Source organism: Enterococcus sp. LX10 (assembly GCF_023539285.1).
GTDB lineage: Bacteria > Bacillota > Bacilli > Lactobacillales > Enterococcaceae > Enterococcus > Enterococcus faecalis.
In genome coordinates, this window is record NZ_CP092784.1 from 2404836 (window position 1) to 2429988 (window position 25153).

The following is a 25153-nucleotide window of genomic DNA, read 5'->3' on the forward strand; positions in this document are numbered from 1 at the left end:
TTATCTGAAATTTGGTCACAATAACACCCTATTTAGCGATAACTTTCTGGTAATTTAAATTTGCCTTCTTGCTCAAACTGTTCACCTACTTGGAACAAGAGATCTTCACGTCCACGAGCAGCCAACAATTGAATACCTAAGGGTAACCCCGTTGCTGTCACATGTGTGGGCAAGCTGATGGCTGGTTGTCCTGTCAAGTTCGCTAGTTGAGTATACGGTGTTAGCTGTAAACTTTTATCAAAATAATCATAGATTAATTCAGCTAATTCTGCTTCTGTTAATTCTGCTGCTTGCACCATTCGTTGACGAATGTGCTCACTTTGCAAATCTTCGTTAATTTTTGGTGCTGAAAAAGCCGTTGTTGGTGATAAAAACAGATCAAATTTTTGGAAAAGTTCTTCCATCGTTACTGCTGCTTGATCCCACAACTGTAATGAATGAACATAGGTGGCTGCTGGAATCTTTTGGCCAAATTGATGCATGGTCCATGAAAAAGGTTCGATTTCTTCTTTACGAATTGGGCGCCCGAGCCCCTGTTGAATGCTGTTCATCATCGCTGTAGTTTCTGCGCCGTTCATTTGATAATAGGAGCGAATCAGCGCTGTACCATCGACTGGATAAGGAATCTCAATGATTTCATGGCCAGCGGCTGCCAGAAAATCAGCCGCTTGTTTCGCCGCTTGTGTTGCTTCTGGCGAAATCAGTGAGCCGATAGGCGAAGCGGTGCACAGAGCAATTTTTAGCCGTTGTTTTTTAGGGTGTGTTTGCCATTCTGCCAAGGGCGCTTGGTAGGGGGCGCCACTGTGGCTACCACGTAGGCCATAAAATAATGCTTTGGTGTCTCTCATAGAAATAGTCAACGCAAAGTCAATCGAGGCACCTTGCCAGCCTCGCCAGCCTTCTGGGCCGACAGGCATGGAGCCACGGCTAGGTTTTAAGCCAATTAAGCCACTAAAAGAGGCGGGAATTCGGATGGAGCCACCGCCATCACTAGCGCCGGCGATAGGAACAATCCCGCTAGCGACAACTGCGGCAGCGCCGCCACTGGAACCGCCTGGCGAATGTTCCAGGTTCCAAGGATTGCGGGCTGGCCCGTAAAGCGCAGGATCCGTAATATTTTTAAAGCCAAACTCTGGGGCGTTGGTTTGTCCTAAGGGCATCAAACCAATCGTTTCTGCTTGTTTGACAAAGTTAGAGGTCGTTGTTGCAGTACTATTTTTAAAAAGTTGCGAGCCGGCCGTTGCTGACCACCCCGCTTTTTCTTGGCCTAACATTTTCAATGGAAATGGCAAACCAGCAAATAGTGTGTCCTGCTGTTTATTTTTTTGATAAGTTGCTTCTGCTTCTTGGCTATCAAAAGTTACAAAGCCATTGATCTTTGGATTTAACTTTTGGACTTTTTTCTCAATATCCTTTAAGAGTTCTGTGCGACTTACTTTCTGTTCTTTTAATTGTTGTACCCAATATAGTCCGTCTTTCATACAGACCCACCTCCTATACTATTCCGTATTAGTATAGCATGGTTTTTAGAGGTCATCCTGTGATGGTGATTTTCATTCGTTAAGTGCTTCTCTATTTTAAGTAAATAATTCGCCAATGTAAGGAAGCAACTGCGGATGCAGTTTGTAGCCTTTATACCGTGTATTTTGGATACCTTGTTTTTTAAAGCCCCCTACTTGAATTTTTTTATTTAATTTTGTCAGCTGTTTGGTCATTTTTTTTCGATTGTTGGCTGTTTCTTCTGTGTCATAAATTAATTTACACAGGCGCTCCATTGGTAAGTGTTCTTTTGGCGTACTGTACAAGACAGCCAGTAGTGCCCGTTCTGTAGCGGTTAGCTTTATCCCTTCTACGTTTAACTTTTCATCTTCTCGTTGGATGGGTTTATTTAATTCTGCCAAGAGGAGATTTTCTCTTAATGTATCCAAAGTCGCATCCAATCGTAGCCAATTGAGAATGCCATATTGATAGCTGATGCTCAATTCTTCCGAGGTAGGAATGTCTTCGGAGCGAAGAAACAACGGCGTTTTAACTCTGGCTAATTCCTTTAGATATAAATATTGTTCTTTGCGAGGAATCGTTTCGCTGAGAATGATGGCATCAAATTTTCGATAAAACAAATGACTTTCCTTAATTTCACCAATCAGACACGTCGTACAAAAAACTTGGTGATCTAAATGCTGTAAGCGATTTTGAAAAGCAGTTTCTGCTAAGACATTTTTTGTGATGACCATTATTTTCATTCTTGATTCCTCCTTAATTCTTTTTTAGTTCAAAATTTTCTCAATTTTCGTGTTTCGATTTGATATATTTAGTATACTGGAAATTTTTCGAATTAAAATTTAGAAATTTACAAGCAAATCAGTCATTAACAGTCATTCCTATAATCCCTGATTTATAAAGGCTTTCCAATAGTCTTATTTAAAAAAATATTTGTTATTTAATCCTCAATATGCTATTTTTTTAATTTTTTCTTTTTTTATTTAGCTAACAAACGTCAAAAGGTTGGTAGCTAATATCAACCTTTTGACGTTTGTTAGCTATTTTCTCTTGAAATCTTTGGATTTTTTTCTACTTTCACTAAAAAAAACAGCCAAAAGTGGCTGTTTTTTTGCTGCTTATATTTATTTCATAATATCGATCAAGTCTTTTTTCGAAGCTGCCGAGGCAGGGAAATAGCTAAATACAACCCCGATAAAGACAGAAATCCCGATGGCTAATGAAACGGTCATTAAATCTGGTCGAACAGAAAACGGTAGTGCCATTGAGGCCAAGTAGGCAATAATCATTCCTAAAAGATAACCAGTAATTCCGCCGATTAAGGTCAAGGCAATTCCTTCTGTTAAGAATTGCTTTTTAATATCACTGGCTGTCCCGCCCAATGCACGTCGGATACCAATTTCCTTAATCCGTTCTGAGACCGAAATGTACATCATATTCATAACGCCGACCCCAGCAATTACCAGTGAAATGGCTGCAATTGCGGAAATAAACAAGGTTAAATTATTTAATAAAGAGCCCATTTCTTTGATGGTATCTTTAACATTATATTCTTGATATGTCCCGCTGTTTTTCATGGTTCCTTGTTGAGAGAGAGCTTTTATTGTTTCTTTCAATACTTGATCTGGTTGGTAGCCAGGTGCCACTGTTAGCTTCAACGTAGATGTATCTTTTAGCTTGCCGAAATAATGTTCATAGGTCTTTTTGGGAAAATAAAGTAATGAGTCATCATTACCTGGACCAATGGCACCGCTGGTATTGGTTGTCACGCCAACAATGGTAAAAAGTTGCTCTTTATATGGAAAAGTTCGATTAACTGCTGCAGTTGGGTCTTGGTAGAGTTCTTTGGCAATCAGTTCATCCACCACCACTGTTTTATCCAGTTTTGCATTGTCTCCATCATTCAGTTGGCGTCCCGCCAACAATTCTTTGGTGGTTTTGTCGGCAAGTTCATAGGTTACAGAAAGATTTTTCGGTCCTGCTTGAAAATTCAGTGTGCCTTTTTGGGCGCCATCAACTTCTCTTTGATCAAAATCAATTTTTTCTACGCCAGGAACCATGCGCACGACCCCTAAATCATTGTCGGTAAACATCGCTTGGTCACTAAACATATCCGAAGTGTTGTAGGCCGAAAAAGAAATCTTTTTCACATTTTCTTTTTGTTTTTCAGCAGATAATTTATCGACCATGTCTTCTTTAAAGCCGTTACCGATAGCCACGATGGTAATCACCGAAGCGATCCCGATGACAATCCCTAGCATCGTTAACAAGCTGCGTCGCTTATTTTTCAAAATGGAACGGAAGGCGGTTTTCCAAATAATTGAACGTTTCATGTCAGCACCTCCTCTAAAATCTTTCCATCACGAACTTTAATCAAACGATTGCAGTATTCAATTGTTTCTTCATCATGTGTCACTAAAATAATAGTGACACCTTCATTGTTTAATTGCTGAAAGAGCGTTAAAATTTCTTCCGATGTTTTACTATCTAAAGCCCCAGTTGGTTCATCTGCAATAATAAAACTTGGTCGATTGACAATCGCACGCGCAATGGCAACACGTTGTTGTTGTCCGCCCGAAAGTTGTTTTGGATGCTTCTTGCCTTTATCTGGCAAGCCGACTTTTGTCAGAACTTCGTGGACACGATCTTTGGCTTCTTTTGGGGTTAACCCACTATATAAAAGAGGTAATTCAATGTTTTCTTCAACTGTTAGTGTTTCAATTAAACTAAAATTCTGAAAGACAAAGCCGACTGCTTCATTTCTAATTCGGGATAGTTCCTTATCAGAAAAGTCGCCAATTTCACGATCTTCAAATAAATAGGTTCCTTCAAACTTTTTATCAATAAAGCCTAGCAAATTAATCAAAGTCGATTTCCCAGAACCAGAAGGACCCATAATCGCTAAAAATTCTCCAGCGTCTACTTGGAGGTTAATATCATCTAACACATGCAGTGTTTCTTCTTCGGAATAATAATATTTATGAATATGGGCTAGCTTAATCATTGGCAGCTACCTGAACATCTTGATTATCTTTTAATTCTTTATTGGGATTGGCAATCACTTGGTCTTTCCAATTCAAGCCACTTTTGACAACTTTACGACCTAAATTTGTTTCTGTTTCAATCGGTGTTTTTTTCGCTTTGCCCGCTTTGTAAACATAGACAAATTCTTTTTCGCCTTCTTTTTGGATTGCTGCTGTCGGTATAATCATTTGCTTTTGTGGCACAGCGATGCTAGTAGACAAGCCTTCTGCCCAAGGAAAATCACCTTCTACTGTAAATTGATAACTCACTACTGGATTGCCTTCATTTTTAGCTATTGGGGTTTGCGCAATGGAAACAATTTTGCCTGGCGCTGATTTACCTGAACCAACGGTCGTCACTGTTACTTCTTCCCCTGTCTGTAATTTATCGTAATCATACTCGGTTACTTTTCCTTGAATATTTTTCTTTTGTGTTGCAATTTTAATGACTGGTTTGTCGGTACTACTCATGGCACTAGCATCAACAGTGACTTGGCCATCAATTGGTGCTGTAACGACTGTGTTGACTTTGCCACGTGTTTGTTCAAGCGTGTTTGCTGCTCCGACGGCATCACTGTTGGCTAATTGAAGGGCTTGGTTAGCTTGGGCGACTTCACTATTCGCAGCACTAACAGCTTCATTCAATTGCTGAATTTCCGCATTTAGTGTTTCTTTCTCTTCAGCCTCTTTTGCGGTGTTTAATTTTTGCTTGGCTGCAGCAACTTTGTTTAAGGCTTCATTGTATTTTTGAGTGGCTAAGTTAACGTTCTCTTGTGCTTGTTGGACTTGAAGATTATTCCGATTAACGGCATTCGCTTGTTCTGTTTCTGTGGCTTGGATGTCTGAGTTATTGTAGGTTAACAATGGACTATCTTTCTTGACTTCTTTACCATTTTCAACATTTATTTCGGCAATTTTTCCTAAAGAAGGATCAAAAAAAATATCCCGAGTATCTAGAAAACTCACTTGACCATCTAATTTTAATGAGGCCATTTCTGTAATGGTATACGTTGTGTATTCAGGTTCAACTTCTTTTGAAGAAAAAACTGTTTTTGCTCCGATAAATCCGACGACGACCACTGCGGCACCAATACCGAACCACACTTTTTTATTTCGCTTCTTCTGGCCTGACTTTTTCATTTATTTGTTCCTCCTTGATTTCTGTTGACGAGTTTGTCATTTTATTTAGTATATAATGAATAAAAAAATCGGTCCCTTCATCTTCCTATCATTCCTCTTACAGTTTTGACACATCTTTATCTAACAAAAAAACGTTTATCCTGTGTAAAAGGATAAACGTTTTTTGTTATTTTATTGTTCTAATTGACCCAACCAGCCAGATGTACCACCTAGAACATTGGTTACTTGATACCCTTGTTGACTGAGAAACGCACACGCTTGTGCGGAGCGCGATCCCATTTGACAAATCAGATAATAGGGTTGGTTTTTATCTAATTGCTGATAATTTTCGGTTAAAGTACTTAAAGGTAAGTTGATGGCCTGAGGGACATGCCCCAGTTGGTATTCCATTTCTTCTCGTACATCAATAATCGGTAATTTTTTTCGTTTTGCTTCCTGATAAAATTCAGGCATGCCAATCGTGTTATACATTTTCTAGTTCCTCCGGTTTTACCATTCGATATAGCGCAAAAGCACCATCTAAATTTTTGGCTGAGATGCCTGCTTGTTTTAGCATCCGTTCTGCAATATAACTACGCAAACCGCTGTGACAACTAACAATGTACTCCGTTGACTTGTCTAATTCCTCCAGACGTTCTCTTAACTCATTTAAAGGAATAGAGACAGCATTTTTAAATTGACCATCGGCTCGTTCGGCGGGATTACGGACATCTAATAAAACAGCCCCATTAGCTAATTCGTTGGATAACTCATACCATTGAACGTTTTCACTCAATCCTTCTGCAAGGTTCATCGCTGCATAGCCTAACATGTTCACAGGATCTTTTGCTGAACCAAACGGCGGAGCATAGGTAAACTCTAATTCAGGCAAATCAAAAATAGTTAACTGTCCTTTAATAGCGGTCGCAAGAATATCAATCCGCTTATCTACACCCTTGGCCCCAATTCCTTGTGCGCCATAAATTTCCCCTGTCGTAGGATGGAAAACTAATTTTAACTGAAGATCTGTTGCGCCAGGATAATACCCCGCATGGTCTTTTCCACTGATATGCACAACAGCTGTTGTTAGTCCAGCAGCTTTAGCAGCTCGTTCGCTTAAACCAGTTGAAGCGGCGGTTAAATCAAAGACTCGCACAATGGCAGTCCCAATGCTCCCTTGATTTTTTCTCTCTAACCCAGCAATCACATCCCCTACTTGACGTCCTTGGCGATTGGCGGGAGAAGCTAAAGAAATCAGCGCATCTTCTTGAGTGATTTGTTGTTTCACTACAATAGCATCCCCAACCGCATAAATATCGGGTTGATTCGTTTGATAGTGTTCATCAACAACAATACCGCCACGTAAACCAGTTGCTACACCTGCTTCAACTGCTAAGGTATTTTCTGGTTGGACCCCCACCGACAAAATGGTTAAATCAGAAGCTAATGTTTGACCGTCTTCTAAGCGAATCACTTGCCCTTCTTCTTCAAAAGCAACCGCAGATTGTCCCGTAATTACTTGAACATTATTTTTGCTTAATTCAGCTTTGACAAAAGCGGCCATTTCTTCGTCTAATGGCGGTAAAACATGGGGTGCCTTTTCCACGAGAGTGACTTCTAATCCGCGTTTTTGCAAGTTTTCTGCCATTTCCAAGCCAATGAAGCCTGCGCCAATCACGACGGCTCGTTTTGTTTCTGGTGTCAAGGCTGTCATAATTTGATCTAAATCAGGAACATTTCTTAATGAAAAAACATTTTTGGCTTCTGCCAATCCTGTAATTGGCGGCACAAAAGGTTTCGCCCCTGGTGATAGAATCAATTTGTCATAGTGTTCTGTTAAAATTTCTGTTTCATGTTTCACTGTGATCACTTTTTCTATCGGATCAATCGCCACGACTTCATGGTGAGGACGAACATCTAAATTAAACCGTGCCTTTAACGCTTCGGGTGTTTGAACAAGCAGTTGCTCTCTTTCTGCGATTTCGCCAGAAACGTAGTAAGGCAAACCACAGTTTGCAAATGAAACAAAAGGGCCTTTTTCCATGACAACAATTTCAGCATCTTCCATTAAGCGACGTAAACGTGTCGCTGCTGACATACCACCAGCCACGCCTCCGATAATTACAATTTTCATTTATTTTCCTCCTTTAATTTGACCAGACCATTGGGACATCCCGCCACGAACGTTAATCACGTGATAGTTTTTTCTCGCTAAAATTTTGGCCGCATTTTTGCTGCGCATGCCGGACTGGCAAATCACATAGACTTCGTTAGCGGATTTGTTGTAGGCGGGAATTTTGTTAAGTGGGACATTAATCGCTTGTGGAATATGCCCTGCGCGGTATTCGCTAGGTGTCCGGACATCTAATAACGTTATCTCTTTAGATAAACGTGACTGCAATTCCTTTGTTGAAATACTTGGCGTTTTTTTAAACAATTGAAATAACATCTTTTTCTCCTTCTCTTATATACCTTATGGGGTATATTTAACATGAAAAAGTTAGACTTGTCAACTGAAGAGATTTCTGCCATTTTTAGATTCAAAGAAAAGATAGTTGACAAAAATACCTCGTGTAGGTATATTTTAAACCAATCACTACTCTTAAGGAGGGGCAAAATGACTGAAGAAAAAAAGAAAGTGCTGAATCGTTTACGCCGCACAGAAGGTCAAATTCGCGGAATTCAAAAAATGATTGATGAAGAAAAAGAGTGTATCGATGTTATCACTCAGTTGAGTGCGGTCCGTTCTAGTATTGATCGCGTAATGGGGATGATTGTTGCGGAAAATTTAAAGCATTGCTTTGAAAATCCTGAAAAAGATCCTAAAGAACAAGAAGAGCGATTAGCACAAGCGATTAATATGATTGTTAAAAAGTAAAACAACGCAAACTTATTCAGCGAAAGATAAGTTTGCGTTGTTTTTTTATTTATTAGACGAATCTGCCCCGCGTTTTTTTAAATTAACAAGCATAAAAAGAATCGTGCCAATTAGTAAAATCACGACGGCGATATAAAAGCCCATGACTTTCGAACCCGTTGTGTCTGAAATTTTCCCAGTTAAAGCTGGGGCAATCACAGATGACATCATGCCGAAAAAGTTAAAAACACCCAAAGTAGTGCCAATTCCAATTTTTGGTGCATTTTCACCTAGCCAAGAAATAATAATCGGTTCTACAGCTAATTTTCCTAAGAACCCATACATAATTAAAGCAATTAATAATAACGTCGCATTACTTACTTGTACAGTTAACAAAAGCATGGCTGTTGCTAAAAATTCTAAAACAACGATGAATTGAACTTTTTTATGCATGTACTTATCCGCCAACCGACTAAAAAATAACGCTCCTGGAATAGAGGCAAATGCGACCAGCGAAGAGGACAACCCTATTGCTGCTCCTTGGAAACCACGTTCGGTACTTAAAAAATTAGGTAACCAAGTCACAATCATATAATATGCATAACAAGTGCCAAAATATAAAATATACGCAAATAGCATATGTGGCGCAAACAGTTTTTTAAAGGGCACTTTTTCTTTTACCGCTCCGTTATCTTTTTCATCAACAACGGTTGGCTGAATCAAGGCCATGTCTTCTTTATGATTGCGAATAATCACTTGAAAAGCCACTAACATACAAATAATCATAAAGGCGGAAATGTACATCATCACTTGCCAAGGTAATCCTTTTTGGGCAACTAAATAACTAGATAAAATCATCCCTAAACCTGAACCAACGGCTGAACCACTGTTGACAATAGCTGTTGCAAAACTTTTTTTGGCTTGAGGAATGTTTTGCGACGTCAACGAGTAAGCCGAGCCATAGAAAGAACCACATCCTAAGCCTGCCAATAAGCTACCTAAGTAAATTGTTCCAATCGTTTGGGCTTGGGCAATCAGTAATGCTGCCAGCGCAAACAAGATAAATCCTGGAATTAATACACGTTTTTTCCCGATCTTGTCTACCAAGAAGCCTGCAGGGATCTGCATGACTACGTAACCGAGAAAGTAAAAGCTAGAAATGGACCCTAGGGCCGTATCGGAAGCGTTACCATTTAGAGACGCGCGAATTTGTGGATAAACAGGAGAAAGCGCGGAACGATAAATCCAGATTGTTACCCAGCCCATACATAGTAAAATAACGATTTTTTTCCAATAAGCCAACGAACTTTTTGTCTTGTCTGTCATTTTCTTTTCCTCCACCAATCATTTTTTTGGTTAACGTTTCACAAGGAACAAAAGCACTACGCTTTTTACGTAGTGACCTTTGTCCTACCTTCTTTTTTAGTTTAAATACTCAGCCAATGCATGAGTACTACCGCTACCGCCTTCAAATTGATAGCCTTGGTGTTTCAATACAGTCTCAAAGGCACTTAAAAAATGCAACACATTGTCTTCGCGACTGCTGTAACCCATATTACCGACCCGCCAAATTTTTCCTTTTAAATCACCGAAGGAAGAGGCAATTTCAACTTTAAAATGATCCAGTAATAAGCTCCGCACTTTTTCACCATCAATTCCTTCTGGAATGACCACAGGAATGACTGTTGGTGTTTTTGTGTCTAACTTCCCGAAAATTTCTAAGCCCATTTTTTGCAGACTTTCAACTAAAATACGATCGTTTTTCCGATGGCGTGCGTAGACATTTTCCATGCCTTCTTGAAGTAACAAGCGCAGCCCTTCATGTAGCCCATAAATCATTGTAGTCGCTTCTGTATGGTGATTTAAGCGCTCTGGTCCCCAATATTTTTCTAATTGCGATAAATCCAAGTAGTTACTTTGAATGAACCGTTCATTCCGCGCATCCGCGCCAAGTCCTAACTCTTTTTGGTAACGGCCCGCCAGATAATCGGCCACACGTTGGTTGTAAGTAATCAAAGAAAGGCCTGAAGGTACACTGACACATTTTTGAGTGCCTGCTACCGCAATATCAATCTTCCAATCATCGACCTTTGTTTCGACACCGCCGTAAGTCGCCACCATATCTACTACGAAGAAAATTTCATTTTCCCGACAAAAGGCGCCAATTTGATCCAGTGGTTGCATTTGTGCATTCGCCGTTTCGCCGTGGACCATCGCAACAATTTTTGGTTGATGTTCTTTAATCGCTTCAATCACCGTTGTTTGTTCAAACGGTGCGAGCCAGTCCTTTTCTAAATAAATGACTTCGGCCCGGGCGCGTTCGCAAATTTCACCTAATAAATAAGCAAACCGGCCATACGCAGGCACAAGCACTTTGTCGCCTGGCTCAATCAATGCAAATAACCCCGCTTCCAAGCCTGAACGTGACGTGCCATCAATGGCAAAGGCTTGTTGATTCTTTGTGGCAAAAGGTACTTTAATCATTTCCCGAACTTCATCCATAATTTGTAGAAATTCTGAATCGAATTGCCCTAAAATTGGTTGACCCATTTGACGAAGTACCGATGGATGGGCTTCGACTGGTCCCGGCGTCATGATTGTTCGCCGTACAAAATTTGGTTGTTGATACATAGTAATCCCTCACTTCATTTTTAATTCTTCTCTTTTATTATCTTTGGAAAAACTCAGAAATTCATTGTTCAATTTGCACTATTTTGACTTTGTTTTTTAGACATATTCAATAACTATCTTTTGTACTCCTTTTTATTCTTCGCTATACTATAAAAAAAGGAGGTTGTTGTGATGAAAATATTAGCTGAGGTCTTGGCTTTACCAAGATTTTCTGATTTACAATTATTATCGTCTCACTCAAACTTAACACAGCCCTTGGAAAGTGTAGAAATCACGGAAACACCTGATGTGGCTGATTTTATCCCTAAAAATGTCATGATTTTAACAACGGCAATGATTTATAAAGATGATCAAGAAAAATTGAAACCTTTTATTGACTCGCTAAAACAAGCAGAGTGTACGGCTTTAGGAATCAAAGTTGGGCGGTTCCTTGACGAAATTTCACCAGAAATTGTTGCCTATGCCAGCGCCGTTGATTTGCCCCTGATTAAAATTCCTAGCACACAGCCACTAGGCGGGTTGTTGCATGAAATTGTAGGCTATCTTCGTGATAGCAAAACCGAACAGATGTCTGCGGCATTTGACATCCAAAAGCGTTTTTCAACATTATTAATGCAAGATGTTGATGCTACGCGTTTCATCGCTGAATTTGCGAAAATTTTAAATGCGCCAATTATTTTATTAAGTCCTTGGCAACAGGTGATTGCCCACTCGAATTATTTTTATGGCAATCAAAAATCGGCGGAGTTTTTCATCGAACAATTATCAAAAGACCACTTTCAACAATTGGCACAAGAAAAGAAAATCTTTCGTTTACAGGATGAGCAACAAGAAAACATTCAAGTAGCTGGCTTTCCAATTCGTGTGAACGATTATTTTCCCTATTATTTATTGGTCTTATCTCCTGAACAGATTCCTTATCCTATTTCTGAATTTGCCATTGATCAGGCCATTTTAGTTTTGACTTTTATGTTATTTAAAAACCAGAAAATTGCTGAATCTTTTGAGCATCTCAAAACAGACTTTTTGGACCGCTTGCTTGATACACATCAAGAAGCGCTGAGTAAACATCAAAATTGGTTGGAACTTTGGAAAAATTATCGTTTAATCAACAGTGATTATTATCAATTAGCGATTGTCTACGGCGTGACTAAACCAGAAAATGAAACCCATATTCGTTATCAGCAAGCGGAAGGGCAACTAATTTTCCAATGGCTCAAAGAACAATTGCCGGAAATCCTGCCAGATGTCGCCTTGTTTAAATTAAAAAATCAAAATAAAAGTATCTTGATTTTTCAATCTAAGAAAAATGACCATTTGATGATTTTGCAAAACCTCGCTGAACGTTTGCAACAGGCTTTGCCTATTACCATTCGCTTTGCTTTAGGCAACGCTTATGAAAACCTAGAAGATTTGCCTAATTCTTATATTGAAGCTTCCTCGACATTAGAGGCTTCTTTACACGCTCAAAAACCAGCAACTGTGCAATTGTTCCATCCCAAAGGCCTAGCTGGACTTTTTGAAAAGATTGGTACTGAAGATGTTGAATACTTTTGCCAGCAACAATTGAAAGAGTTGGCCTATCCGACGGAACCGACGTTACAAGAATTACGAAAAACCTTAAAAGTTTTTTTAGATTTCAATTGCGAAATTACTAAAACGGCCAACGCTCTTTACCTTCACAGAAACACCATTAAATATCGCATGAATCAATGTGAAAAATTATTAGGCACCTCTATTCAAGAGCCTGAGACGAGTTTACTCTTACGGGTAGCGTTGGAACTTTCAGAAAAATAATTAACAGGAAAATAGCCGAATAAAAGTAACGTCTACCAAGAAGAAGGACTCTACCGTTCACCACTGCGTGTTCAAATCCTATTGTTCCGAGGTCATTACTTTACATTCGGCTTTTCGTTATAATTCTGGTTCACGATTGGCATCTTTGGAATAAACGTACATTAGCGGTTCTTCACGGCCAACCGCATAGGCTGCTTGTGGCACATAGGCACTCATGAAAATATAGTCCCCTTTTTCCACTGGATACCATTCATTGTCCAAATTGTACATCCCTTGGCCACTAATTAAATACGCACCATGCTCTTGGACATGCGTTTCAATATAGGCATGACTAGCACCTGGTTCAAAAGATAAGATATGCATATTCATATCAAAGTCAAACTCTTTCGGCAATAAACTCCAAAGCAAGACGTCTGTCATTCCTTCATATTCTTCGGGTTGTTGGTCATGAATTGACCCAACCACTTTATAAGGTTGATGGCCCGCCAACGGCTGATAGCGTTTTTTATATAAGAAAACTTCTGTGTCCGCTTCCTGTGCATTCGCTAAATACATTTTCATTTTAGGCGTAAAGTAGGCGTAGCCCCCTGCTTCAAGTTCATGAGTTTCTTGACCATCTGAAACGCGCAAACGACCGTCAATGACATAAACCAACGTTTGGATCCCGTCGCCACCAAAACCAGTTGTTTGTTGACCATTTTTATGAAACGTAGCAATGTAATCCACAAATGTCGCACCTAATTTAGGCGATCCCAAAATGGAAATATCGACATTTTCAAAGCCAGGTACTGCATTTTGCACCAAACCATCATGGGGAATAATGGCGTAATTGTCTTTTTTTATCACAGCTCTTGATGTTAACAATTCTTTTTGGTAACCAACTCGATTATTTTTATAACCCATCACAATTCTTCCTTTTCTATCTTATTTATACGCTAATTCATATAAGGTATCTGCTAAAAGCTTGACGCCTTCAACCAAATCTGGAAATGCCGTTGCTTCTGCTGGATTATGACTAATCCCACCAATACTTGGCACAAATATCATCGCCGTCGGGTAATGGGGCGCAATAATTTGCGAATCATGCCCAGCGCCACTATGCATCATACGATACTGATACTTGCCTTCTTTGGCTTTTTGTTCAATAACTTCTACAATTGCTTGATTCATCGGTACAGGGGCTTCATCCATCCAGCGGTCAATTGCAATCGTTAAGCCTAATTCTTGAGCAATTGTCTTCATCCGTTCTTCTAATTCACCGGTAAAATGTCGTAAAAAAGCAGCGTCGGTATGACGGCAGTCAATTGTAAATTCCACTTCTCCAGGCACCACGTTGACTGTATTGGGTTTCGGAATGACTTTACCGAATGTTAAAACTAACGGATCACCAATTTCATTCGCACGATCAATGGCTTCTGCACAAATTTTAGCAAAACCGTACACCGCATCATGACGATAACTCATTGGCGTAGTGCCTGCATGATTGGCTTGCCCTTTTAAGTTAACCGTGTAGCGACGTTGCCCTACAATACTATGAACAACACCGACTTGGAGTTTTTCATTCTCTAAAATATTGCCTTGTTCAATATGAATTTCGACAAATGCTTCAATGTCCTCACGTCTAGTTTGCTCCTGCCGAAAATCAAAGCCTTGGCGATGCATCTCATCAACAAACTTTTTACCTTCGTTGTCAGAGATATCGACTACTTCTTCACGTTTGGCTTCACCAACGACATTTTTGCTTCCCCAGAAAACCGTTGGAAAACGACTCCCTTCTTCTTCAGCCATGGAAAGCACTTCTAGAGAACGCCGTGGTTTCCCATATTTGTCTAATAAATATTGAACAGCCGTCATGGAAGCAATAACACCATATTGACCATCTAAGGTCCCACCATTAACTACTGTGTCGATATGTGACCCAGTTAAAATCGTTTCCTGAGGAAATTCCGTTCCTGCCACTCGACAAAACAGATTCCCGACTTCGTCAAATTGCGTTTCCAGTCCAAACGCCTCAGTTTGGCTTTGCACATACTTTTGTGCTGCCAACCACGAATCTGTATAAAGTAAGCGTGTCATCCCTCCTGCAGGATCACTCCCAATTGCTGACAACTCTTCGATTCTTTGTTTTAAAACTTTTTCCAAGTCCATCACAAAACCTCCTGACTGATTACACTCTGATTGTAAACGTTTCCCTAGTTATCTTCATTGTACTTATAAAACAAAATTAAGTGTATTTTTGTGCAAAATAACCAATGTATAACCCGTAACTCGTGGACAGAGGCGCTAATTCAATTACGCTTCTGTCCCTTTTCATTTCTAAAATAAATGTTTAATTTTTGATAAATACGCCGTTAAACGCCTCGGTTACTCCAGTTTCTTGTGCGTAAATTGTTTCGCCTCTTAAAATTGTTTGAATCACTTGGGCCCCAATTTCACGACCAATGTAAGGACTAATTTTATTTCGATATTCTAAATCTTCTGCTTTTAAGATATACGGCGCATTAGGTTTAATTAGTACAAAATCGGCATCCTTACCAATGCTGATGCGGCCCTTTTGTGCTAAGTGATAACGGTCAGCTGGGTTTGCTGCAATCATATCCGCGAATTGTTTCAAGGATAAACCACGTTTTTGGACGGCTTCATCGAATAACACATCGACGTTATTTTGAACACCAGAAATGCCGCCCCAAGCTTCAAAAGCATTGGTTGTATCTTTTAAGTCTGGCGTACAAGGAGAATGGTCAGAGGTTACAAACGCGATTCCGCCCGTTTGCACGTGGTTCCATAAGGCGGCTTGTTGGTCCGCGTCACGAATCGGCGGCGAACATTTGACAACTGGACCAATGGCATCAAGTTCATCCGTGGTAAAATATAAATAATGCGTACATGTTTCACAAGTCACATCTACCCCTTCTGCTTGGGCTTTTAAAACTTCTTCCACGCCTTCTTGACAAGCCACATGGCAAATATGAATCCGACAACCTGTTTCTTTGGCAAATAAAATGGCTTTTTGAATCGCTTCAACTTCGGTAAACACAGGACGTGTAGCTACATATGCCGCTAAAGTCGTTTCGCCATTTTGATAAGCTAACGCGCCTAATTTATCCGTAATTGGCGCATTTTCTGCATGGATTGCTAGCACTTTGCCAGTTTTGGCAACTTGTTTCATTCCTTCATATAGTGAATAATCGTCGACATTTTGAAAATCTCCTTCAATTGAACGATCGCCGCACGTTCCCAAAAAGCATTTATAGCCAGAAACGCCTCCTTCATCAAGTTCCTGAATCCCACCAGCCAAGTTGGTCGGGACCACACCCCCAAATGACCCTACATCTACTTTTAGTTTATTTTCTCCTGCCTTGTATTTGATCTCAAGAGAGGTCTTATCCACAGTTGCTGGAATCTGATTTAAAGGCATTTCCATAAAGGTCGTCACGCCCCCTTTGGCACAAGCGGTCGTTCCTGTGACATACCCTTCCCATTCATCGCGGTAACCACCACCAGGATCGGTAATATGAACATGAGCATCCACCATCCCAGGACTAACGACCAAACCCGTCGCATCAATCACACGTTCTCCCGACAAGTCTTGCCCGATCGCTACGATTTTTCCTCCTTGAACGGCGACATCCGTAATGACTTCTCCAGTTTCTGAAATAACTAACCCGTTTTTAATCACTAACTCTGCTTGCATTTATTTTCCCTCCTGATAAGCTGTTTCTTTCACTTTTTTTGAATCCCAAGTCCATTTTTTTAACACTAAGTACAGCACAAAACCTGTGGCAAAGCCCACAAACCACGAAATATCAGCAATGATTTTAACCTGTGGAATAAATTGACCACTTAAGGAAAGAACCAACGCCAGAATAGTAGCGACATACGCCGGCTTGTTTAATCCGTAAAAGGGATTGGCTTCCTCTTTTTTGCGTTTATCTACGTATAAAGCATTTAAATCAATTTGTTGCTTTTGAACAAAATAATAATTCGCAATCATCACACCAGCGACTGGTCCTAAAACAGCCCCAATTGCGTTTAGAAAAATAAAAATACTATCGGCGTTTTCCATCAGTTTCCAAGGCATAATGAGAAAGCTGATAACACTGGCAATCATGACGCCTTTTTTATACGTCATTTTTTTAGGAAATAGCGCCGCCAATTGATAACCTGCCGGAATGATGTTCCCCGTTGCATTCGTTGAAATAGTCGTTAATAAGAAAACCGACATGGCTAAGACCACCACCGCCACATTATCTAAACGGTCAATAATGTTTAAAATATTCCATTCTTGAATCCCAAAATACAGCGAACCACCTAACAGAATAACCACACTGGAAAAAGCGAAAATCCCATAACCAACAACTAAACCTGCTGTTTGCCCCACAACCTGAGCACGTGTCGAGCGCGCATTCTTAGTAAAATCCGCCACACTCGCACCAGGCGCTGACCAAACGGCCACAACCGAGTTAAAAATAATCAGATACGCCACCAGTGGATTGACTGAACGAATCGCACCAGAAACTTGATAGGACAAAATCGGTGTTAAACCGCCCCCAGCTCGAATGGCCCAAATCGTTAATCCAATAATAACGACATAAATCAACGGACTTAAAATGGCGGTAAACCGGTTCAAAATTTTGCTACCACCGAAACCTATTGCCACATTTAAGAGCCAGAAAAGAGTAAACGCCATTAATTCAGGTAGCCTGAGACCAAAAAACTGGAATGACCCACCAATTTGTAAAAAGTTCGGCCAAAATTTCCCGAGAATAATTAATAAAGCGAGCGATCCTGTAAATGTTTGCAGACCAAACCAAGCAATCGCGGCCACACAACCTCTTAAGAACCCTGGCAGTTTTGCTCCGAGACTTCCGTAAGTAGACTGTAAGTGCATCGCAAAAGGAATCCCATATTTAGAGCCAGCCACGCCATTCAAATTCATGAAGGCTGCTACAATGAATGAGCTTAACACAACTGCCAGCATAACTTGCAGCGGCGATAAGCCTAAGAAAATAAAGCCGCCAACTGCTGCATAATTCGGGATATTATGAATCGAACCCATCCATAATGTAAAAAAATTGCGCGCGCCCATTGTCCGTTGTTTCGGGCTACTTGGCAACAAATCCTCATTGTAGCCACGTGCTTTCAGCGCTGTTTCTTCTTGAGCTGTTACTTGAGACACATTTTTCTCCACGACAAACTCTCCTTTTTATTAAAAATTTTTTCTATTAAAACACCCTGCCTTCTCTTTTTTGTCACTTTTGCACAAACATGCGTACTACGCTCATCACACGAATTGTAAGCGCTTTTTATAACAAGAATCATTAGTTACCCCAACTAAATAACAAACGATTCTTTGTTCACTTTGAACGAAAAAATAGCAACCTTTTTTATATCGCCCTCTCACTCTAGAAAATAAGAAACAAATCTTTTTATTCACATATTATGTACAACTTCTCTTTTTCAATGCTAAAATACGCTTATTATTAAAAATGACATAAATAAATTATACAGTTAAATGAAATACAACACAACATTTTTTAATCAAAAACACACAAAACAGATAAACTGAAGTGGATTTTCAGGAAGAGACCCATCCTGAAAAAAGACACTGACAAAAGAGTTTTCTCACAAGATCGACAACTTTTCACAGATTTAAAATCTTCTTTTTCAATTTTTACGTTTTAAAAAATAACATTTTGAAAATAAAAAATTGCTTAATTTTAATCAAAAAAATAAACAAAGATTTCTGATTTTATCAGAAATCTTTGTTTCTAAATTTTCTTGCTATAATTCCTTTAACAAAATAAAATCCGTCTGTTCATCGTCTCCCATAAAAAATGAATGTTGACTGTAATAGCGGTAGCCAATCGTTTTATAAAATGCCCGCGCCGCATCATTGTGTTCCCAGACACCTAGCCACAGTGCGTTTTTACCAAATTCACGAGCTTTCTCTTCCGCCAGTTCTAACAATTGTGTCCCCAGCTTCTTTCCTTTAAATGCAGGTAAAATATACAATCGCTCAACCTCAAGCTTTTCTGGCCCCATTGGTTCCGTTTGTGCCTTCTCACGATTTAATTTCATGTAGCCAGCTAATTGATTATCGACAAAGATAAAATAAAAGTCAGAGTGGGGATTAGCCAATTCCTTTTGTAATTTTTCTAAATTGTAAGCTTCTACTAAATAGGCTTGCATATTTTCTGGGGTATTATATGGTCCGAAAGTATCTGTATAAGTTTCAATGCTGATTTCTTGTAACGCTGGTGCATCTTCTATTGTTAATTGTTTTATTTCTCCCATCAATCAGTCGTCCTTTCCTTAATAATTTCGAGTGTTCCCTTTTTTGACAAATTCCCAATCTTCGCTGACATTTTTACGCATCCGGACTAAGTAATCTGCCAATTGTGAAATTTCCACTTCTGACATACCTTGCAAAGCAACTTGATTCGAGTGTTGATTTTCGCGCACAATGATTGGATAAACGTTTTCCCCTTTTTCTGTGGCATAAATCCGCTTAATTTTTTTGTTGCTTGCATCTTCTTGACGATAAATAAAGCCTTGTTCTTCCAAACGCTTAATCGCCCGCGCCGCTGTGGTTCGATCAACTTTAATCAGTTCGGCGATCTTTTCTTGGATAATTCCAGGATTTTCACAGACCCTGACCAAATAAAGATATTGTCCTCGTGTTAAAGATAATTCCTTAAATTCGATATTACTGATTGAATCTAAGGCCCGCGCAATCATGCCAATTTCTCTTAAAATATCTGTCACTAGGACACTTCCTTTCGCTAATATTTTATGATTGTCATTACTTTAACTTATTTTTGTTGCAAATGCAACAAAAATAAGTATAAAAACTATAGATTTAAACAATTTGAGCATTCGTAAAAATAAAATAATTATTTCTTTTGTTATATTAACAAGTAAGATAAAATTAGTTATAGCGTCTATAGGAGGAATAGTATGAAAAAATTAGTTTGTGTTATTTTAGTTATTTTTTTAACAGGTTGTAGTTCTCAAAAAGCGAATGAACCTAAAAAACAAGAAAATTCTACCAATCATACAACATCAATAAAAAGCAGTACTAATCATTACAGTTCTAGCACAGAAACAAGCTCTAATAATAAACTAAAAGAAACTTCAGAAAGTGCCAGTACCACTCAGGCTTCGTCAAAGTCTAAAAATGAAGTATCCACAAATGTCGAAGAAACAAATTCTTTAGAAGCAACACCTTATGCTGTCGACCTTAGTAGTTTAAACAATCCACTCGTATTTAATTTTAAAGGAATGAATGTGCCAACTTCAATTACGTTAGAAAACTTAAATTCAACACCAACTGCTACCTTCCGAACTAAATTGTTTGGGGCTGAAAATGGTCAAGTGAAAGAAGCCATTAATAAATATGAGCTATCTATAAATACAATTCCTACAAAAGAGATTAGAATATTTTCGGCGGGCGATAACAGTATTCGCACCGTTAAAGTAAATACAGAGTTAATTTTAGGAACTAATATTTCTTCAAACGATGAACAAAATAGATCGGGCACTTTATACTTATTCAACAATAAAAATGGTTCGATATCTTTAATCACTCCTAACTACGCTGGCAATGTTACGGATGATCAAAAAGACGTTATGCTAGAAGTAATTCAATAAATAACCTAAAAAAATAATAAAGAGAAAACTTCTAAGTATGAAGTTTTCTCTTTATTATTTTTTAGGAACTCCTCTAGAAACTCGTTTTAGTCCCCACTTATTTTTCTTATTTCTTCACCCATTAAGCCCGCGATAGAAAATAGAACATTTTATTTGAAAATGAATTATGGCTCTGCAACATGCACCGTTTGTAAAAATTCTGCGACTGAGAAATGGTATTCTTTCTCTTGATTTCCTTGAATGGTTCGAATCATTTTTTCAACTTCTGGTTGCAGAGCGGCAAATTGAACTTGTTGTCCACGACCTTCTGCTGCAAGACAAAATTCTTCTAAAATATCTAACGCCGTACTATCAATGCTAGGAACTCCTCGCATTGAAAATACTACACCACTTTTTGTTTCCAATTGCAGTAACGTTTGTTTCAATCGTTCAGAAGACATGAAAAATAACGGGCCACTCAAATAAACCACCACCCAATTTTCCGTACAATCGGTTGGTACTAGCCCCATTCTTGACCAATCAACTTCCTCGACATTAATCGTAATCACGGCACTTTTCGCAATGAAAAACAGGCAACCAGCTAAGACCCCTAAAATAATCGCTAAACTCAAGTCAAAAATAACGGTCGCTACCATCGTTAAGAAGAATAAACACAAGGCTGTGTGGAAACGTTTCTGGAAGAATTCTTTAATCACCGACCATTCATTCATTCGCCACGCTGTCACCACTAAAACACCAGCTAACGCAGGCATGGGAATTTTAGACATGACTGGCGATAAAAGCAACATCGATAACAATAAAAAGACCGCATGAAAAATACCCGCTAAACGTGTTTGCGCACCAGATTTAATCACTACGCTCGTGCGGGCAATCGCTGCCGTCGCAGGCACGCCACCGAAAAATGGCAAAATTAAGTTGCCAATTCCTTGTGCCACTAGTTCCTGATTACTGTCTAATGGTTTCCCTGTCATGCGACCAGCCGAAGCGCCACAAAGCAAACTTTCAATCATACCTAACATAGCAATGCTAATTGAAGGCACCAAAATATCCTGAAACGCACTTAATTGAAGCGAACCAAGTTCCAAACGTGTATCACTAAAAATACTTGTCGGAATTTTCCCTACAGTGGCCACTGGCAGTTGAAAAACCACTGTTGCTAACGTAGCTAAAATAATCATCACCAATGAAGCTGGTATCATCGCATTCCACTTTTTCGGAAAGAACACTAATCCAAGCACCACTAAAATCGACATAACCGTCGTTGGTATACTTAAATCAAAGCCCAATGAACGATAACTGCTGATTTTCTCAATTAAATTGTGGCCTTCTGAACGAACCCCAAAGAAATTATCAAGCTGTCCCAACGCAATAATAATAGCAATTCCTGAAGTAAACCCGGTAATGACCGGTGACGGAATAAAAGAAGTCAAGCTCCCTAAACGCAAAATCCCTGCCAAAAGCAAGAAAATTCCCGCCAAAAAGGTGGCCAACAAAATCCCTTGCATGCCATGCACTGCCGCAATTGACATTAGAATAGCTGCCATCGCACCTGTTGGTCCTGAAATTTGATAAAACCCACCCGAAAGGCTCCCAATCACAATTCCAGCGATAATCGCCGTGATCATGCCAGCTGCTGCAGTCGCGCCGCTAGAGACCCCAAACGCTAACGCTAACGGCAACGCGACGGCTGCGACAGTCAAACCTGCCAAGAAATCTTTTTTCAATTTTTTTTGATTATACCCTTTAAATTCATCCCTTATCATTTGTGTGTACTTTTTAAACATTCGCATCCTCTTTTCATGAAATTTCCATTCTAAAGATATCATATTTTCGGAAAGATAATAAGGTGTTTTGTGAAGGAAATCGCAATTTTTTCGTCTTCTCTCCATTATTAATGAGTTAATTGTTGATAGCTGTAACTCAAAAAACTTCTCTGATCAATAAATCAATCAAAGAAGTTTTTTTCTTCATGTAATGCCACGTACAGAGGCGCTAATTCTTGAAGCGCCTGACAACTTTTTTCTTCAATCGTTTCAAGCTTTTCTGTCGCAAACCACAACTTACCGATCTGAAAAGAGTGATTGCCTATCCGCTCTTCTAGAATTTTCCATTGTTTTTCATCTGCTAAATAATCTTTTAAAGGCAAATGGTCCACTAGTTCATGCTCCTCCTGCGGCCAAATATAATAGCCTTCGCAGTCGATGGTTTGACTCCAAGCTTCTAAACGATTAAGCAATTGATTGTAAGCGACGACTGAGCCTGCCCGCTCCTCACTTTTGTAATGTTGAAACATCAAATATACTTGAAATTGCTTTTTATTTAATAACAACGCCAGACAAGCATTTTCCGCTTGGCGTTGCTCACTGAGATATGCAGCCCAGAAATGACTGCGTAAATTCCAGCCGTTGGTCCAGCTTTCAATTTTCGGCTTAGTGATGCCGAGTTCAGCTGGTAAACTTTGGGCGATGGCGAGGTTTAAGGCTTTCCACTTTTCCCAATGTTGCTTGTAGGTTTGCTTTAAGGCATCGATTTCTGCTGGTGTTTGTTGTTCTTTGAGTTGTTTGAATGTGAAGATTTCTCGGTTGAATAGATTGAAGTCTTGATGGGTTAGGTTCATTTTTGGGCTTCTTTCTAGGGTGTATTTTGTTAAAATTATTTATTATATCATGATGTAATTTTTGATGATATATAAAACAGATAGTGTATAGAGACGATTGGGAACAGTGTAAGTGTAATGAATTACCCCAATTTTTTATTGATTAAATTATCCTTCTTGTATAATCGTTTCTTTTAGCTATATATATTCCATTAAATTAAAAACCGCCACTTATATTGCTTCTTAAGTTCCCACAAACAACGCCACTTCCAGCGCCAACAAATCCACTTCCTTATCAAAATCCAACAGCACTAGCTGTTCAATTTTCTCCAATCGTTGTAACAAAGTATTGCGATGAATAAAGAGCTTTTTGGCTGTTTGAGACAAGTTTCGTTTTGATTGAAAATAGACATTCAGTGTATGGACAAAGTCGGTATGTTGCTGTTGATCACTTTTCTGCAATGGTTGGAGATATTTGTTTCTGAGGGTTGCTTGTCCTTCTTCTAAAAAATAACGTTGCAATGTCTGTCTAAAATGAAAATTCGCGTAGGAAGCAATCCTCATTTCAGGTTTTTCTGCAATGAATTGGCGTTGAAAGGCTAAAACGTCAATCGCTTGTTGATAAGATTCATGAATCTGGGTCAGACCTTGAATCTTAGGTCCTATTGTTAGGAAAAGTTCCACATCTTCTTGTACTTTCATTAACTGATTTATGCTGCTTTTTGCTAGGCGTTGCATCATTTTCAGATAATCGCCTTCTTTTTCAGGTGGATCTTCAACTAATAAAATAAAGGAACTATCAATTTCAATACAAACAATTTTTTGTTTGTCCCCTAAGATAACTTGGTTTAGCTGGTTACCTAAAATAGACATTCTTTCTTGCCTTTGGCGTTCATTTAAGGTTAATGAAATTAGCAAAATCGCATAGGGCTTATCTATTGCCAAGCGATAATATTGTTGAAATTGTTGGAAAACAGCTTGATCCCTCTTTTCATACGCAATCAGCTTAAAAAATAATTCGTTTCGTTGTTGGTATTCTTCAAATTTCCGTGAGTATTCCAATTGCAATTGTAAAAGTAAGTAATGAGCTGTGATTTTAAAATGAGCCACGTCGACTGGTCGTAATGGGGCCAAGGTGTTCCAGACGAGTAAATAATATAAAATAACATTTTTCTTTTTAATTGGATAAATTTCAATTGGCACCACTTGGTTCTGGAGTTTCAACTGTAAATGAATCGGTTCTTGATAAAAGCGTAATAATGGATGACTTTGTTCCAGTAATTGTTTTTGGAACTCTGAGGTTTCTTGTCTATCTTCTAAAATGCTAGAAATACGAATTGGATTTTTAGGCAAGTCAAAAAAATTAACTCCTTCAAAGTGGTCATTCAATAACAAGACAGGATTTTGAATGGTTTCTGCTAGATCCTGCAGCAAATGAAAACTGCTACTTCCCGTTTCTAAGATTTGATAAATTTTATTATGCAATGCGGTTTCTTGCGCATTCATGTCAAATTGTTCTAACGTGACACGACTTTTCAACACATCAGCAATTTGCGAAAAGGTGTAATTGTAAGGAATTGCTAAAATAGGAACGTTCATTTCATCTGCTAATTTGATTAGGTCTGGTGGAACTTCTTCAAAATAACGTTGGGTTTTAAATCCCAAGGCAGCACAATGGTGTTTGGCTAGTTCTTTCAAAAAATTTTTCTGTAATTTCCGATCATCTTTAAATATGTACCCTGTCGTTAACAGCAGCTCACCTGCTGTTAGCCAATCTAAAATATCAGGATTTTCTAAAATATTGACTTTTAAAATCGGTTGGTCCTGATTTTTATGTCCTGCCACTAAGGTAATGCCAGGCAATTCTTCTAACGTTAATAAATCACTCACTTTTAACATCATTTATCCTCCCAATGTACAAATTGTCCATTCAAACTTGTAAATCAATGTCATTTTTAGCAATTGTTTAGCGTGCAG

At 39.0% G+C, this 25153-nt stretch carries 22 protein-coding genes; 3 read left to right on the forward strand and 19 right to left on the reverse strand.

Going from position 1 to position 25153, the window contains the following annotated elements:
• Positions 1-32: 32 nt before the first annotated feature.
• The 8 genes from MKZ30_RS11345 to MKZ30_RS11380 all read right to left on the reverse strand — a co-directional run bounded on the left by MKZ30_RS11345 (position 33) and on the right by MKZ30_RS11380 (position 8091).
• Positions 33-1481: an amidase gene (locus MKZ30_RS11345; RefSeq protein ID WP_129226128.1), complete on the reverse strand. Its 1449-nt coding sequence runs from the start codon at positions 1479-1481 to the stop codon at positions 33-35.
• A 96-nt stretch (positions 1482-1577) separates the two neighbouring features.
• On the reverse strand, positions 1578-2243 hold the full coding sequence (locus MKZ30_RS11350; protein ID WP_033600606.1) for a helix-turn-helix domain-containing protein: 666 nt from the start codon (positions 2241-2243) through the stop codon (positions 1578-1580).
• 381 nt (positions 2244-2624) lie between these two features.
• Positions 2625-3833: an ABC transporter permease gene (locus MKZ30_RS11355; protein ID WP_016614295.1), complete on the reverse strand. Its 1209-nt coding sequence runs from the start codon at positions 3831-3833 to the stop codon at positions 2625-2627.
• Positions 3830-4504 carry an ABC transporter ATP-binding protein gene (locus MKZ30_RS11360; RefSeq protein WP_002365285.1) on the reverse strand — a complete coding sequence of 225 codons (675 nt, stop codon included), beginning with the start codon at positions 4502-4504 and terminating at the stop codon, positions 3830-3832. The genes MKZ30_RS11355 and MKZ30_RS11360 overlap by 4 nt, the downstream gene beginning before the upstream one ends.
• Positions 4497-5663, reverse strand: a complete 1167-nt coding sequence (locus MKZ30_RS11365; RefSeq protein WP_002361088.1) for an efflux RND transporter periplasmic adaptor subunit — start codon at positions 5661-5663, stop codon at positions 4497-4499. Before MKZ30_RS11365 ends, MKZ30_RS11360 begins: the two co-directional genes overlap by 8 nt.
• 171 nt (positions 5664-5834) lie before the next feature.
• Positions 5835-6134 (reverse strand): rhodanese-like domain-containing protein, encoded by a 300-nt coding sequence (locus MKZ30_RS11370; RefSeq protein WP_002355066.1) that lies wholly within the window; start codon positions 6132-6134, stop codon positions 5835-5837.
• The gene (locus tag MKZ30_RS11375; protein WP_033600608.1) at positions 6127-7776 is read right to left on the reverse strand and encodes an FAD-dependent oxidoreductase; all 1650 of its coding nucleotides are present in this window, start codon (positions 7774-7776) and stop codon (positions 6127-6129) included. The genes MKZ30_RS11370 and MKZ30_RS11375 overlap by 8 nt, the downstream gene beginning before the upstream one ends.
• On the reverse strand, positions 7777-8091 hold the full coding sequence (locus MKZ30_RS11380; protein WP_002365287.1) for a rhodanese-like domain-containing protein: 315 nt from the start codon (positions 8089-8091) through the stop codon (positions 7777-7779).
• A 168-nt stretch (positions 8092-8259) separates the two neighbouring features.
• On the opposite strand from MKZ30_RS11380, the gene MKZ30_RS11385 reads away from it, so the two are divergent.
• The gene (locus MKZ30_RS11385; RefSeq protein ID WP_002355063.1) at positions 8260-8520 is read left to right on the forward strand and encodes a metal-sensitive transcriptional regulator; all 261 of its coding nucleotides are present in this window, start codon (positions 8260-8262) and stop codon (positions 8518-8520) included.
• A 45-nt stretch (positions 8521-8565) separates the two neighbouring features.
• Here MKZ30_RS11385 and MKZ30_RS11390 read toward each other — a convergent pair whose 3' ends face one another.
• Together MKZ30_RS11390 and MKZ30_RS11395 are read right to left on the reverse strand one after the other, a co-directional pair.
• A complete protein-coding gene (locus MKZ30_RS11390; protein WP_002368361.1) occupies positions 8566-9825 on the reverse strand; it encodes an MFS transporter in 1260 nt (419 codons plus the stop codon).
• A gap of 96 nt (positions 9826-9921) precedes the next feature.
• Entirely contained in the window at positions 9922-11130 is a 1209-nt protein-coding gene (locus MKZ30_RS11395; RefSeq protein ID WP_033600609.1) for a pyridoxal-phosphate-dependent aminotransferase family protein, read from the reverse strand.
• Between the two features lie 171 nt (positions 11131-11301).
• Between MKZ30_RS11395 and MKZ30_RS11400 the strand changes: the two genes are divergently transcribed.
• Positions 11302-12927, forward strand: a complete 1626-nt coding sequence (locus tag MKZ30_RS11400) for a PucR family transcriptional regulator (RefSeq protein WP_002419554.1) — start codon at positions 11302-11304, stop codon at positions 12925-12927.
• Between the two features lie 117 nt (positions 12928-13044).
• Here MKZ30_RS11400 and allE read toward each other — a convergent pair whose 3' ends face one another.
• The 6 genes from allE to sylA form a co-directional block, all read right to left on the reverse strand.
• A complete protein-coding gene (gene allE, locus MKZ30_RS11405) occupies positions 13045-13830 on the reverse strand; it encodes a (S)-ureidoglycine aminohydrolase (protein WP_033600610.1) in 786 nt (261 codons plus the stop codon).
• Positions 13831-13851: 21 nt separating this feature from the next.
• Complete coding sequence (allC, locus tag MKZ30_RS11410) at positions 13852-15075, reverse strand: allantoate deiminase (RefSeq protein ID WP_002383320.1); 1224 nt, start codon at positions 15073-15075, stop codon at positions 13852-13854.
• A gap of 181 nt (positions 15076-15256) precedes the next feature.
• Positions 15257-16621 (reverse strand): allantoinase AllB, encoded by a 1365-nt coding sequence (gene allB, locus MKZ30_RS11415; RefSeq protein WP_033600611.1) that lies wholly within the window; start codon positions 16619-16621, stop codon positions 15257-15259.
• A complete protein-coding gene (gene allW, locus MKZ30_RS11420) occupies positions 16622-18118 on the reverse strand; it encodes an allantoin permease (RefSeq protein ID WP_010710914.1) in 1497 nt (498 codons plus the stop codon).
• 593 nt (positions 18119-18711) lie between these two features.
• Positions 18712-19224 (reverse strand): GNAT family N-acetyltransferase, encoded by a 513-nt coding sequence (locus tag MKZ30_RS11425; protein ID WP_002403403.1) that lies wholly within the window; start codon positions 19222-19224, stop codon positions 18712-18714.
• A gap of 18 nt (positions 19225-19242) precedes the next feature.
• Positions 19243-19695 (reverse strand): transcriptional regulator SylA, encoded by a 453-nt coding sequence (gene sylA / locus MKZ30_RS11430; RefSeq protein ID WP_033600612.1) that lies wholly within the window; start codon positions 19693-19695, stop codon positions 19243-19245.
• A gap of 192 nt (positions 19696-19887) precedes the next feature.
• On the opposite strand from sylA, the gene MKZ30_RS11435 reads away from it, so the two are divergent.
• Positions 19888-20580 (forward strand): hypothetical protein, encoded by a 693-nt coding sequence (locus tag MKZ30_RS11435; RefSeq protein WP_033600613.1) that lies wholly within the window; start codon positions 19888-19890, stop codon positions 20578-20580.
• A 164-nt stretch (positions 20581-20744) separates the two neighbouring features.
• Here MKZ30_RS11435 and MKZ30_RS11440 read toward each other — a convergent pair whose 3' ends face one another.
• The 3 genes from MKZ30_RS11440 to MKZ30_RS11450 form a co-directional block, all read right to left on the reverse strand.
• Positions 20745-22406 (reverse strand): SulP family inorganic anion transporter, encoded by a 1662-nt coding sequence (locus MKZ30_RS11440; RefSeq protein WP_033600627.1) that lies wholly within the window; start codon positions 22404-22406, stop codon positions 20745-20747.
• Positions 22407-22525: 119 nt separating this feature from the next.
• Positions 22526-23197: a glucose-6-phosphate 1-dehydrogenase family protein gene (locus MKZ30_RS11445; RefSeq protein ID WP_033600614.1), complete on the reverse strand. Its 672-nt coding sequence runs from the start codon at positions 23195-23197 to the stop codon at positions 22526-22528.
• A 222-nt stretch (positions 23198-23419) separates the two neighbouring features.
• A complete protein-coding gene (locus MKZ30_RS11450) occupies positions 23420-25078 on the reverse strand; it encodes a PucR family transcriptional regulator (RefSeq protein ID WP_050444138.1) in 1659 nt (552 codons plus the stop codon).
• Between the last annotated feature and the right edge of the window lie 75 nt (positions 25079-25153).

Coding starts and splice junctions, on each gene's coding strand:
- MKZ30_RS11440 (WP_033600627.1), bottom strand. CDS start 22,406: ATGATATCTTTAGAATGGAAATTTCATGAAAAGAGGATGCGAATGTTT.
- MKZ30_RS11375 (WP_033600608.1), bottom strand. CDS start 7,776: ATGAAAATTGTAATTATCGGAGGCGTGGCTGGTGGTATGTCAGCAGCG.
- allC (WP_002383320.1), bottom strand. CDS start 15,075: ATGGACTTGGAAAAAGTTTTAAAACAAAGAATCGAAGAGTTGTCAGCA.
- MKZ30_RS11370 (WP_002355066.1), bottom strand. CDS start 6,134: ATGTATAACACGATTGGCATGCCTGAATTTTATCAGGAAGCAAAACGA.
- allE (WP_033600610.1), bottom strand. CDS start 13,830: ATGGGTTATAAAAATAATCGAGTTGGTTACCAAAAAGAATTGTTAACA.
- MKZ30_RS11380 (WP_002365287.1), bottom strand. CDS start 8,091: ATGTTATTTCAATTGTTTAAAAAAACGCCAAGTATTTCAACAAAGGAA.
- MKZ30_RS11435 (WP_033600613.1), top strand. CDS start 19,888: ATGAAAAAATTAGTTTGTGTTATTTTAGTTATTTTTTTAACAGGTTGT.
- MKZ30_RS11400 (WP_002419554.1), top strand. CDS start 11,302: ATGAAAATATTAGCTGAGGTCTTGGCTTTACCAAGATTTTCTGATTTA.
- allB (WP_033600611.1), bottom strand. CDS start 16,621: ATGCAAGCAGAGTTAGTGATTAAAAACGGGTTAGTTATTTCAGAAACT.
- MKZ30_RS11395 (WP_033600609.1), bottom strand. CDS start 11,130: ATGTATCAACAACCAAATTTTGTACGGCGAACAATCATGACGCCGGGA.
- MKZ30_RS11445 (WP_033600614.1), bottom strand. CDS start 23,197: ATGAACCTAACCCATCAAGACTTCAATCTATTCAACCGAGAAATCTTC.
- MKZ30_RS11355 (WP_016614295.1), bottom strand. CDS start 3,833: ATGAAACGTTCAATTATTTGGAAAACCGCCTTCCGTTCCATTTTGAAA.
- MKZ30_RS11360 (WP_002365285.1), bottom strand. CDS start 4,504: ATGATTAAGCTAGCCCATATTCATAAATATTATTATTCCGAAGAAGAA.
- MKZ30_RS11385 (WP_002355063.1), top strand. CDS start 8,260: ATGACTGAAGAAAAAAAGAAAGTGCTGAATCGTTTACGCCGCACAGAA.
- MKZ30_RS11450 (WP_050444138.1), bottom strand. CDS start 25,078: ATGATGTTAAAAGTGAGTGATTTATTAACGTTAGAAGAATTGCCTGGC.
- MKZ30_RS11390 (WP_002368361.1), bottom strand. CDS start 9,825: ATGACAGACAAGACAAAAAGTTCGTTGGCTTATTGGAAAAAAATCGTT.
- MKZ30_RS11345 (WP_129226128.1), bottom strand. CDS start 1,481: ATGAAAGACGGACTATATTGGGTACAACAATTAAAAGAACAGAAAGTA.
- MKZ30_RS11365 (WP_002361088.1), bottom strand. CDS start 5,663: ATGAAAAAGTCAGGCCAGAAGAAGCGAAATAAAAAAGTGTGGTTCGGT.
- MKZ30_RS11425 (WP_002403403.1), bottom strand. CDS start 19,224: ATGGGAGAAATAAAACAATTAACAATAGAAGATGCACCAGCGTTACAA.
- MKZ30_RS11350 (WP_033600606.1), bottom strand. CDS start 2,243: ATGAAAATAATGGTCATCACAAAAAATGTCTTAGCAGAAACTGCTTTT.